We start from the raw sequence: 11,870 nt of genomic DNA, 5'->3' as shown, positions 1-11,870 counted from the left end.
GCATTGCAGTTCTTTAATAAATCCCTAGAATTACTTGAAAACAACTATCCTGAATCGAGAGCAGAAAACTTGTTTGGTATTGCTAAAGTCGAACAAAAACAAGGTAATCTCCAGACAGCTATAACTCAAATAAAAACAGCAATTTCTTTAATAGAAGAAACACGAATTAGCAAAAAATCTCCCGAAGAACGTCTTACCTTTTTTAGTTCCAAACAAGACTATTATGAATTTTACATCGACTTATTAATGGAACTGCATCAACAAAAACCCTCTCAAGGATATGATGCTCAAGCACTCAATATTAGTGAACATTCTAAAGCAAGAAGTCTCCTTGAACTCCTCACCGAAGCAAACACCGATATCCGCAAAGGTGTTGAACCAGAATTAGTCATTCAAGAACGAAATTTACAACAACAATTAGATACCATTGAGCAACGGAGAGTAGAACTTTACATTAGTGAAAAACAAACCCTAGAACAAAAAACAGCGATCGAACAAGAGCGACAATATCTCCTCCGAAAATATCAAGAAGTCCAGGCAAAAATCCGCGAAAAAAGTCCGAGTTATGCAGCTATCACTCAACCTCAACCCCTCACTTTAAAACAGATTCAAGCACAAATTCTGGATAATGATACACTTCTGTTGCAATATGCTTTAGGTAAGAAACGTAGCTTTCTTTGGGCGGTTACTAAAAATAGTATTACCAGTCATGAACTCCCTCCAAAAGCATTAATTGAAAACATAGTTAAAGAATTTCGTTTTACTATTACTGATAGACGAGTAGATCCATCTTTGTTATTAGAAATCTCTCAATCTCTCTATGAGATAATTTTAGCTCCTGTTGCTCCTCAACTGAAAGATCGACGCTTGGCGATCGTTAGTGATGGGATTTTACATTACATTCCCTTTGCTGCCATTTCCTTACCAACAACTTCATCAGAAGCAAATTATTTACCTTTAATAAGTAAGCACGAAATTGTCAATCTTCCTTCTGCATCAACCTTAAGTATTCTACGTCGAGATGCCCAACAACGAAAAACTGCATCCAAAACCATTGCGATAGTTGCCGATCCAATCTTTAGTGCTGATGATACCCGATTAGAAACTGCCGTATCAACTCAGAATGAAAATAGGGAACAATATAACCTCAATCGTGCCGCTCGACAAATGGATGTAGGAATTTGGCAACGACTCCCAGAAACCCGAACAGAAGCAGAAGCAATTCTCGCCCTTTTGCCAAACTCAGAGACTATCTCCTACTTTGATTTTGTGGCAAATCGTACCCAGGTAATCAATTCTCAACTGAATCAATACAAAATTATCCACTTTGCTACCCACGGACTACTTAATAGCATTAACCCTGAACTTTCTGGAATTGTGTTATCGATGCTAGATCCACAGGGAAACTTGCTGAATGGATTTTTACGTCTCCATGATGTTTTCAACCTGGATTTTTCCGCAGACTTAGTAGTGTTGAGTGCTTGTCAACCTGGATTAGGAAAACAAATACGGGGAGAAGGGTTAGTAGGATTAACCAGGGGATTTATGTATGCAGGTACACCTCGCGTACTTGTCAGTTTGTGGAATATCGACGATGCTGCTACTAGCGAAATAATGAGTAGATTCTATAGGTTGATGTTACAAGACAAATTATCACCAACAGAAGCATTAAGAAAAGCACAGTTGGAGATGGTTTCTGAGACTCGTTGGAAAGAACCTTATTATTGGGCAGCTTTTACTTTGCAGGGAGAGTGGAAAGAAAGTCAAGGGAATAGGGAATAGGGAACAGGGAACAGGGAATAGTTAATATTAACAAATAGTTCAAACAATCCAAAATACAAAATATAAATTATTCCCCCTGTTGCCTGTTACCTGCGCGCAGCACTTGCGGTGAAAATATCAGGAACGGGCAAGATGCCCATTCCACGCTTGTAATACCATTTTCTGTACTTCCATCAAAGGAATATTCTGCTGTCTAGCTAATACGACACAATCTTCATATTCAGGTTGCACATTTACAATTTGATTCCCCATCTTTGCCACTTTTAACCGCACTGCTCCATAGTCTGTCTGCACCTGATTAATTGTGCGCTCCAAAATAGCCCGTTTTTGAGTAGAGCGACGAATACCCAGAGTTGTAGTCTCTCGAAATATTACCTCCTCACAAGCAGATAACTTTTCCGGTAGACAAATAACAGTAAGTAAAACTCCTAACCTAGATTTTTTCATTGTCACAGGTTGGGTAAAAACATCTAATGCACCTACCGCAAACAGAGCATCAAAAGTATAAGCGATCGCTTGAGGAGTACAATCATCTATTTGAGTTTCCAACACCATTACAGTTTCTAGGTGTGGATGTGGGGAACTAGGAGAATGATATTCTGTAAGTTGAGAATGTGGAGTATTAACCTCCCCTGCTCCGATCCACAAACGTAGAATATTAGGAATAGCTAAATCCCGGGAACCCGCACCCAAACCCACACATTCTAGAGACATTGACGGTGGCGAACCAAAACCACTGGCCAGAGTACAAGCGATCGCGCTACCTGTAGGAGTACACAATTCTTTTTCAATGCCACTACTATAAATCGGAACCTGATGCAACTCCCAAAGTTTTAGCACTGCTGGGACAGGTACAGGTAACCGACCATGAGCCGCCCGCACAGTACCCCCACCAGTGGGTAAAGGCGAACAATATAATTGGTCAATATTCAACCAATCTAATCCTAAACAAGTCCCCACAATATCAACAATAGCATCAGTTGCCCCTACTTCGTGAAAATGTACCTTCTCTGGGGCAATACCATGTACAGCACCTTCAGCTTCAGCCAATTTGTGAAATACAGCCAAACTCCAAGCTTCCGCACGTCGGGGCAATCCTGCTTTTTTGATTAATGCTTCAATTTCTGGCAAGTGACGGTTGTGAGAATGATTGTGTTTTTCCGTACTTTGGTCATTTTCTGAATGGTGAGAATGATGGTGGTGGTCAAAAGTTAGAGGTTCTCCATTTTCAGGATTTGCAGAAGTTAGATTGACATGAAATTTCGTAGCTAGTACACCATTGCGATGCACTTTTTCAGTGCTTAACTGATATTCCTGGGAAATGCCGAGAAGATTGAGTTTTTCTATCAGATATTCTAGGGGAACGCCCGCATGGACTAAAGCACCCAAACACATATCGCCCGCAATGCCAGTGGGACATTCAAGGTAAGCTATTTTTTTCATAAATTTTAGGTCTTAGGTGGTAGGTGATTCAATAATTAATAATTAATAATGATTGCTCTGATGATTAAATCTCAAAGTCTTTACAAATAAAGGTTTGAAGATTTTTAGGTATCAAAAAGTGCTAGCTTTTAGGTAGTTCCGGTTCAAAAATGAGCGTATTTTGGGCCATAGTTGGGGAGAAGCCAAATTTGTAGGGCGCATATTTACGGCTAAAATCTAGACTTTGAAAGGCTTTTAACAATCCGTCGCAGGGCATCATTGCATAAGTGTCAGTTTACTACATTTAATACTCCCCATCTCCCCATTACTAAAGATATATAGCAAACTTTTTGAGATTTAGTATTATTTCTTCCTTCCTCTAAAAAGCCTTCCTCCGCTACGCTAAAGGACGGGTCTTTAAACCCCATTTTTTGGTAAATTTTTCCAATCTAAAATCTAACATATGCTTTTTCTATAATCTAAAATAATAATTATGGCAATATTCTATGAACTTCATCCTGATACACCCCAACAAAGACGCGTAGAACAAATTATTAGCGATCTGAAAAATGGGGCAGTGATGCTTTATCCTACGGATACCGTTTACGCAATAGGTTGCGACCTCTATGCTAAATCTGCTGTGGAGCGAGTTAGACAAATTAAACAACTGTCTAATGATAAACCTCTGACATTCCTCTGTTCCTCTCTGTCCAATATCGCCAATTACGCTATTGTGAGTGACTCAGCCTACCGAATCATCAAACGTTTAATTCCTGGCCCTTACACATTTGTGTTGCCTGCCACAAAGTTAGTCCCACGGCTGGTGATGAGTCCTAAGCGAAAAACAACGGGTATTCGGGTTCCAGACAATCAATCTTGTTTGTCTTTGTTGGAGACTTTGGCCAATCCCATCATTTCAACATCAGCTCACATTACCAGTGATGCGGAAGGAATGGCCCCAGTAAATGTAGGAGCAGTTACTGGTAAAGCAGAATTATTTGATTGTCTAGAAAATTTAGTGGACATAATTGTTGATGACGGCTCTGACCCTGGATATCAAGTATCCACTATCCTGGAATTAACTGGCCAAGAGCCAAATCTCATTAGGCAAGGTCTTGGAGTTGAAACTGTAACAGCTCTGATTGGGGTTTGCTGAATAAAGTCTTTTTGCTGGGGTAGGAGACAGGAGACAGGAGACAGGAGACAGGAGAAATGGAGAATTTAGAGGAGGTAGGAGCTAAGTTTTGTCCCTCAGTTTTTCTGTCCTTAGTTTGCCTTTTATGCTAACTTTTTGAGCATGAAGAGCGGAAACAAGGGCACTTTTTGGGACTCTAAAAAGGCTCAAGCCAGTATCAGTCAATGCTTTTAGATTTAATCAGCAAGCCTTAATTGGTTAATATAGCAGAAGGCAGAAGGCAGGAGGCAGAAGGCAGAAGGCAGAAGGCAGGAGGAAAAATCTGGCGTTGTCTGAGTTTTCAGTTTTTGATATGTCCTCACCTTTCCTTCGACTACTATACAACCTAAAACCTAAGACCTAAGACCTACAACCTAAAACCTAAGACCTAAAACCTAAGACCTAAAACCTAAGACCTAAGACCTACAACCTAAGACCTACTACTGTGCCACTTGTGTTTTTGTTACACGGGTGGCACTGCCAATTTGAATATTGTCACAGTTTCTTTGAGTTGGATAATTTTGGAAGTAAAGTTCTGATTTTCAATCTATATCTAGCTTTCGTTGATTTTAGACCGAAATCCGGAAAATATACTTCTGATAGTGAATTAGAGAATTGGTTGTTAACAGAAAAACCACATCATAAAAGTGGAACCCTCCTCTGCAAATAGTTGGGTGAACTTTCCTATAGTCGTAAGTGTAGAGGAAAGAAAGGAATCACACAGATTTCAACCAACACCTAATCACTCTACATGATTACTTCATACACCTACCATGCATTATTCAAAGGTAAAATCAAATGACTGTTAACATTGCCCACACCCCCAACTCCCTGAACACAACCCCTGGTATTGCTCCAGAAGTTAACAACAGCAAAGTTGAAAATCACACTACAGCGAATACTGTACTAGAAATGAATACTGAAACTTTAGCTGCTGTAGTTTTGCAAGAATTGCAAGGTACTTTGAAAAGTAAGCCAGCAAAAGCTGAAACCATAATCACTCGCATCGCCCAAGAAGTAGAGCGGATTTGCCAAAAGAGTAATCGGATTCAAAATTCTGGTGAAGTTCAATCTTGGCAACTTAGTTTGGCTCGTCATCGCTTGCAAAAGTGCGTACAATACTACAAACTTGGTTCTAAGCAAGGTCGGGTAGAATTACACTCTCTACTTGCTTCTATGATTTATCGTCATATTGCTTCTTTTAGAGCGCAGTTAAGTTTCCAAGGTCGCTATAACTTGATTGAGGATTTTCTACAAGGTTTTTATATTGAGTCTCTAAGAGCTTTCCGTAGAGAACACAATCTGGAGCAAGACTATACTCCTAGAGTGAAATTAGAATTAGCAGAATATATGGCATTTACTGAACAGTACGCCAAGCGTCAAATTGGTTTGCCTGGCCGGAATCGTCAAAGATTGATTGTACTCCGCGCTCAAGGTTTTGCTAAGGGTCAACCTCCTGAAACTTCTCTTGATATTGAAATGGCAGTTGAGTCTCCCAAAGGTGAAGATGCAGAAGCTTTTAGTCGGTCTTCTGCTGTGCAACAAGTACGGGAGCAAATGGTTTCTGAAGCTGTTGACCCCGCTGAAGCTGTATTGCGCGATCGCGTGATTTCTGAATTAATCAATTACTTGGAAGTTCAAGGTCAAGACCAATGTATTGATTATCTGCGTCTAAAATTACAAGATTATCAAGCATCTGATATTGATAAGGAGCTAGGTTTAACTTCTCGTCAACGGGATTATTTACAACAACGTTTTAAGTATCATGTTGAAAAATTTGCTTGTTCTAAAAATTGGAAGTTAGTGCATCAATGGTTAGGTGCTGACATTGACCAAAAATTAGGTATGAATTCTAATAAATGGGAAGCTTTCCAGGCAACTCTTTCTCCTGAACAACAGCAAATTTTACAACTCAAGCGCAATGGTGAAGATGAACAAGCGATCGCGAAGACTATTAAATGTACTCCGAAACAGTTACAAAAACGTTGGGCAAAATTGTTGGATATGGCTTGGGTCTTTCGCAATAGCGACCAAAGTTAGTATGGTATTAAAAATGAAACAGATTCTTTTTACTCATCCATCAATTAAAGTTTGCGATATGGGTCATCCTGCTTCTGTCTAGGGTGGGCAATGCCCACCTTATGGAAGTCATACCGTTTCACGGAAGTTATAAGTCGAAAGTCAAAAGTCAAAAGTAAGATTTTATAGATCTACAAAACTTTAATTATACAGTAATTTCAGGAAATTATTTAATATTTAAAGTTTGAAACTATTTGTCACATCTTGAAAGTGAATTTGTATCAGAAGTCAAAAGTCAGAAGGCGCGAAGTGAAAGTTGATAGATTTAAAGTATTGACGCTTACAATAATTTCAGCCTATTACTCCACATCATCAGTTGCTGAGTATTTGTGACATCCTGAGAGTGAATTGGTATTACATTCAGTCTATTCGCGATTTTTATGTTATTTAAAACACAAATTAATTGGGACTAATATTCTGTTCAGATCAGCAATTATTATTATATTTAGTAGCCAATAGCCAGTTAGGGGAGTTGTCCGATTAGCGACGTACATTCGTCATTAACTATTTTGAGTTCAGGATTACCATTCCATCAAACAATGAAGCTATTTAAACTATAACCAACTATCAATTATCAATTATCAATTACCAATTACTTACTTTCACAGATATTATCAGTATTTAACCGAAAATAATTTAATCAGTATAAATACCCTCTTATTTTTTGATAGAAATTTTTCCCATCATTCCCATTAAATCAATACTATTTAATCAATTAAATATTTTTAAATATAAAATTTTAATATATTAGTTAGCTGGAGCTAATTAGCAGTTTTGGATAAAAATTAGATATATTGGATAAAGTAACGATTTATTAAAATATATGTCTATCAATATAGCTTTGGCTCCTGATTTGACTAATCGAGTGGCCAATAACTACTCTCAAATTAAGCAAATCTTTGAAACTATTGATCCTCATAGCTGTCCATACTATTATAACTTTCATCTACATACAATTTACTCGGATGGACAGTTAAAACCTGAGAGTTTGATAGAGCAAGCAATTGCCATCGGCCTTAAAGGTTTGGCCATTACCGATCATCATACTGTTGCTGGTTATCAAGTAGCTAAAAGTTGGTTAGAAAACTGGAAATCTAATGATGGAGACCGCGAGCGGTTAGCACCGACTTTGTGGAGTGGAGTAGAAATTAACGCCAACTTAATTAATATTGAAGTACATATTCTAGGATATGGCTTTAACCCAGAACACTCAAGTCTACAGCCTTATTTGACAGGAAAAGCGACTCAAGGTCAAGAATATCAAGCTACTAATGTCATCACTGCAATTCAACAAGCTGGTGGTTTAGCGGTACTTGCTCATCCCTGTCGTTATAAGCGTTCTGCTACCGATCTAATCAAAGCAGCAGCTAAGTTAGGCATTGATGGCGTAGAAACCTACTACGGTTACACTCATACTAAACCCTGGTATCCTAGCCCAAAACAAACAGAACAAGTGAAAAAACTCAGTGCTACTTATGGTCTACTTAATACCTGCGGTACTGATACTCATGGAAAAAATCTTTTAGTACGTTTATAGGGTGGGAATATCTCTATTCCACCCCTATAATTAAAGCTGTATTGATATACTCCTGATGTTGCGCTTAGGCGACACCGCAGGATTAAACTAGGGTGCGGAGTCGCTGTTTATACACCAGGGTCTTCTACCTGTATTTTTATTAGACTTGTCGCTATTCTATTATGAACTTCCTTTACTAGAGTTCACAGAAATTCTTACTGTTTCTGTTAAATTGAATTGCCAGACCTCTTTATTTTAGTGAAAGGGGTCTGCTGTTTTTTTAGCTTCCATTTGCTATCATTATTGTTGTCACAAGCATTACCCCAAAGCTCATTAGCAACAACACAATTCCTAGAGATATTGACTGGCCAAGATGTAATGATGATTTTGATACTCTCATGATTTTTATCACAGTTTGTTAAATTGATGTATTCAGGATAACAAGTGTTGTAAGAGTTCGAGGCAAATATTAATATTTTGTGATTAAACTTATATTTTCTTGATATTAGACATCTCTAGATAAAGAGGGAGTAGGAAGTAGAATGAGCAAGCTATTTAGCATTATTTATTTTATAGCAGAAGAAGGAAGGAAGAAGCAAGAAGCAAGAAGCAAGAAGGAAAAATCTTGCGTTATCTGAGTTTTAAGCTTTTAATATGTCCTAATCTTTGCTTCGACTGCTATATTTAGGACTTATACCATGTCCGGTTGAATAGTTATAAATAAACGACGGAGGAGTCAGTCCTCAGGAGTTAGAAGTCAGGAGGGAAGAAAGGAGAAGAGAAGGAGAAAGTTTTTTTATCACTAATTATCCGGACATGATATTACACATAAACGCTATTGGTAGTGGATTGTTTAATCTAAAATAGTGCAATAGAATAGTCAGGAAAAAGTTGCTATTTTAAAGATAACAGCTTTGAAGAAAAATGGAAAATCACAAACAGACGATCACTGTCAATTGGTAGCAGGAAACAAGCGATCGCTATTGAATTGATAGTGATAATTATTGAGTCTTAGGCGGTCTCAAAAACCGGATCAAGATGTTTGAGTTCAACCCTGGCATGATCAGTTGAGAATTGCCAGCTCACCTTAGAGGCAGTTTGGTTACGCTCGGTTTGCCATGCAATTAATTCTTTTTCCAATTTTGGCGTTGCACAATCAGGAATAATGAAATCCGAAAGTAGATATTTTTGGATAATTCTTTCCTCAATATATGTATAGTTTAAAATCTATTATCATTCTTTAATGTGCAACCCCCCAATTTTTCTTTGCTACAAATTCTTCGCTCTAAACATTGTTTCGATCAAATACTTAGTTCAGTCTCGGCTACATTTAACCAACTACCATTGCCAGGGGTATGGTAAATTTCCAATCTTCGAGCTAAAGGGTGGGTTTCTGGAGCTGGAAATGCTTCATAAAAAGAAGCGATATTATGGGTATTGAGATGATCACAAACTAACTTGACTTTTTGAGCAAATGGAATTGCCCACATCCAATAATTGCCTCACTTCTTCTGCCCAATCTATTCGAGTCCGACTATCTCGATTACTAAGCAGCCGCCATCCTCTGTTAGGATCAAAAAACATGAACAAAGCTTGTACTCCTTCAGGAGTATAGTGATCATCTTCTTTTTTGTCTTCTCCTGGCTTCATGGGGATGGTTTCGTAGAGATGTCCTTGAAGTTGCACAGAGGCTTCATCCATATTAATTAATGGTTTTTCTTCAGAATGGACACTGCTGTAAAGATCGAGAACAACTTCCATTTAGGAGACAAATCTGGCTAAATCCCTTTCTGGAATACAAAACCTTTGGATTTTCCAATGTCAGTGCCTAAGTCCTGATATTATTATCTTTACTTCTCCCCCACTCCCCCACTCCAATGTGGAGTGGGAGCATCTTGCTCCCTTGCTTGTATCTTGCTCCCATGAAGCGTCGTTGTTCATCCTCATCTACCATTCCGCGAGCAGGACTATCATACTATTTAGTTAACCCATGCTCTAGAGCATAACGAACTAATTCTGTGCGGCTGTTTGTACCAGTTTTCGTAAATAGTCTACTGACATACTTTTCTACATTGCGGACACTGGTGTTTAGGTCTCTAGCTATTTCTTTATTCATTAGCCCTCTGGCTACTAAATCTAATACACTTTGCTCTCTTGGGGTTAAATCTATTTTAATTGGTGATGGGGTTTGAGCGATTGTATTTTTCCCCATTAACATTGCTTTAATTTCGGCAATTTGACTTGCTAAAACAGCAATATCTGAAGTATTTTCCCCTTCATTTGGGCTTTTGGCTACTATTCGACGTTCTAACAAATTTTCGACTATAGCTACTAACTCCTCAGGATCGAAGGGTTTAGAAAGGTAAGCATCACAACCTGCTTGATAACCTTGAATGCGGTCTGTAGTCATTCCTTTGGCTGTCAAGAATACTACTGGTAAAGCTTTAAATCTTGGATCTTCTCGTAATTTTTGTAGAAATTGATAGCCATCTATTTGAGGCATCATAATATCTGTAATTACTAAGTCTGGTAAATATGATTGTAGGATATCCCATCCTTGATTAGCATTACTGGCAACGTTTACATTAAATCCACTATCTTCTAAATAAGCTTGTACGGCTTCCCGTAACCCTGGTTCATCATCTACTAATAATATTTTGCTTGGCATTTTTAATTTTTCCTCTAGCTCATTTTTAGCTTGAATCATTCCAGGCATATAGATTTTTCTAGTTTTACTACTTTCTATAATTTAGCTAATTTTCATTATTAGTGGAGCTAAAATAATGTATGGTTTATAATACTTGACAAAAAGTTGTTAAGTTATTTTTATAAAAATGTAATATGTGGTCAGCAATTTTATGGAGCAGATTTTGCCAGTAACTTCAACCCGTTCCTAATATCATTGAAGAAGGAGACAGGAGACAACCCACCCCCAACCCCTCCCAGGAGGGGAAGACAGGAGACAGGAGGAAAATTACATGGGGATTCGCTCCCCCAAGTAATGCGTGAACACCCCCGTTGACGGTGGGGTATTAAACCCACAAAGAAAATGATAAATTAAGAGTAGTAATAACGACTACTATAGATAATGAAGGTATTAGATAATTAATTAACGGGCTTTGTCCTCAAGGTAGAGGGCAAGAGGCAGACTGTACAAGTATTTCCATTAGACATCTCCTCCAAAAGAGGGAACACCGGATCTGGGAACAGGGAAGAGTAATGGATGATTTCTGGATAAGAATTGATTTTACTTTTTATCCCACATTCCGCAGGTTATAGTAGAAATTTTAAATATTTTTCAAGTAAGGCAGGGTAAGGATTTCAATATTTTGGCCATGAGGGATTTAGGTGAAAAATTTCTCCCTTTGAGCTAATCGCATCCATTCAGTTTCCTAGAGGATGTACTGCGATTGCACTCAAGAGCGCGATATAGCTACCGCTAGGCTCCGCCAACGCATTTAATTGCTTCTCAACCCATCATTATAGCAGTTTTCATTAACATAGAATACAGAGATTTTGGCTTAAAGGCAGAAGGCAGAGGGCAGAAGGCAGAAGCAATGCAAGTCTACCTTTGTGAAAACCGCTATAATATCTCTAGACTATTCAATGACAGAATCAGCAATGTTTTGAGACTAGCGATCGCTATTTGGCCACACAGATGGTATTATATATAATATAGCCGGAAAAAAAATCCCCCAACAGCACCGTTAATCTGCGGAATGTAGGTTTTATTATATTATTGGAGATGTCTATTTAGAATTAGTCAGGCGTTGCAGAATCAGGAATGATGAAATCCGAAAGTAGATATTTTTGGATAATTCTTTCCTCAATATATGTACAGTTTAAAATCTATTATCATTCTTGAATGTGCAACCCCATTCGTCAAGTTGTTTCTAT

9 protein-coding genes and 1 pseudogene are annotated in these 11,870 nt (G+C 38.2%); 6 read left to right on the top strand and 4 right to left on the bottom strand.

Annotated features, from left to right (window positions below):
• Nucleotides 1-3 precede the first annotated feature (3 nt).
• Entirely contained in the window at nt 4-1,782 is a 1,779-nt protein-coding gene (locus F6K18_RS07585; protein WP_287519847.1) for a CHAT domain-containing protein, read from the top strand.
• A gap of 117 nt (nt 1,783-1,899) precedes the next feature.
• Here F6K18_RS07585 and larC read toward each other — a convergent pair whose 3' ends face one another.
• Together larC and F6K18_RS07575 are read right to left on the bottom strand one after the other, a co-directional pair.
• The gene (gene larC / locus F6K18_RS07580; RefSeq protein ID WP_287519846.1) at nt 1,900-3,225 is read right to left on the bottom strand and encodes a nickel pincer cofactor biosynthesis protein LarC; all 1,326 of its coding nucleotides are present in this window, start codon (nt 3,223-3,225) and stop codon (nt 1,900-1,902) included.
• 269 nt (nt 3,226-3,494) lie between these two features.
• Entirely contained in the window at nt 3,495-3,632 is a 138-nt protein-coding gene (locus tag F6K18_RS07575; RefSeq protein WP_287273830.1) for a hypothetical protein, read from the bottom strand.
• Between the two features lie 65 nt (nt 3,633-3,697).
• Between F6K18_RS07575 and F6K18_RS07570 the strand changes: the two genes are divergently transcribed.
• The 4 genes from F6K18_RS07570 (at nt 3,698) to F6K18_RS07555 (ending at nt 7,994) form a co-directional block, all read left to right on the top strand.
• The gene (locus F6K18_RS07570; RefSeq protein WP_287519845.1) at nt 3,698-4,360 is read left to right on the top strand and encodes an L-threonylcarbamoyladenylate synthase; all 663 of its coding nucleotides are present in this window, start codon (nt 3,698-3,700) and stop codon (nt 4,358-4,360) included.
• A 233-nt stretch (nt 4,361-4,593) separates the two neighbouring features.
• Nucleotides 4,594-4,728, top strand: coding sequence for a hypothetical protein (locus tag F6K18_RS07565; RefSeq protein WP_287519844.1), 135 nt, complete (start codon nt 4,594-4,596; stop codon nt 4,726-4,728).
• A gap of 562 nt (nt 4,729-5,290) precedes the next feature.
• A complete protein-coding gene (locus F6K18_RS07560) occupies nt 5,291-6,418 on the top strand; it encodes a HetZ-related protein (RefSeq protein ID WP_375341300.1) in 1,128 nt (375 codons plus the stop codon).
• 862 nt (nt 6,419-7,280) lie between these two features.
• A complete protein-coding gene (locus F6K18_RS07555) occupies nt 7,281-7,994 on the top strand; it encodes a PHP domain-containing protein (protein WP_287519841.1) in 714 nt (237 codons plus the stop codon).
• A 990-nt stretch (nt 7,995-8,984) separates the two neighbouring features.
• On the opposite strand, the pseudogene F6K18_RS37260 reads toward F6K18_RS07555, so the two are convergent.
• Nucleotides 8,985-9,791: pseudogene (locus F6K18_RS37260) on the bottom strand (transposase); the annotation flags it as partial.
• Between the two features lie 157 nt (nt 9,792-9,948).
• Nucleotides 9,949-10,641, bottom strand: coding sequence for a response regulator transcription factor (locus tag F6K18_RS07540; RefSeq protein WP_124147431.1), 693 nt, complete (start codon nt 10,639-10,641; stop codon nt 9,949-9,951).
• Nucleotides 10,642-10,785: 144 nt separating this feature from the next.
• Between F6K18_RS07540 and F6K18_RS07535 the strand changes: the two genes are divergently transcribed.
• A complete protein-coding gene (locus F6K18_RS07535) occupies nt 10,786-10,995 on the top strand; it encodes a hypothetical protein (protein ID WP_287519839.1) in 210 nt (69 codons plus the stop codon).
• The last annotated feature ends 875 nt before the right edge of the window (nt 10,996-11,870 follow it).

It is taken from the genome of Okeania sp. SIO2C2 (assembly GCF_010692625.1).
Classification (GTDB): domain Bacteria; phylum Cyanobacteriota; class Cyanobacteriia; order Cyanobacteriales; family Microcoleaceae; genus Okeania; species Okeania hirsuta.
This window is presented reverse-complemented; position numbering and strand designations above follow the sequence as displayed.

Bases quoted from the DNA above. Each gene is read 5' to 3' on its own strand.
- larC (WP_287519846.1), bottom strand. From the start codon at position 3,225: ATGAAAAAAATAGCTTACCTTGAATGTCCCACTGGCATTGCGGGCGAT.
- F6K18_RS07575 (WP_287273830.1), bottom strand. From the start codon at position 3,632: ATGGGGTTTAAAGACCCGTCCTTTAGCGTAGCGGAGGAAGGCTTTTTA.
- F6K18_RS07570 (WP_287519845.1), top strand. From the start codon at position 3,698: ATGGCAATATTCTATGAACTTCATCCTGATACACCCCAACAAAGACGC.
- F6K18_RS07560 (WP_375341300.1), top strand. From the start codon at position 5,291: ATGAATACTGAAACTTTAGCTGCTGTAGTTTTGCAAGAATTGCAAGGT.
- F6K18_RS07555 (WP_287519841.1), top strand. From the start codon at position 7,281: ATGTCTATCAATATAGCTTTGGCTCCTGATTTGACTAATCGAGTGGCC.
- F6K18_RS07540 (WP_124147431.1), bottom strand. From the start codon at position 10,641: ATGCCAAGCAAAATATTATTAGTAGATGATGAACCAGGGTTACGGGAA.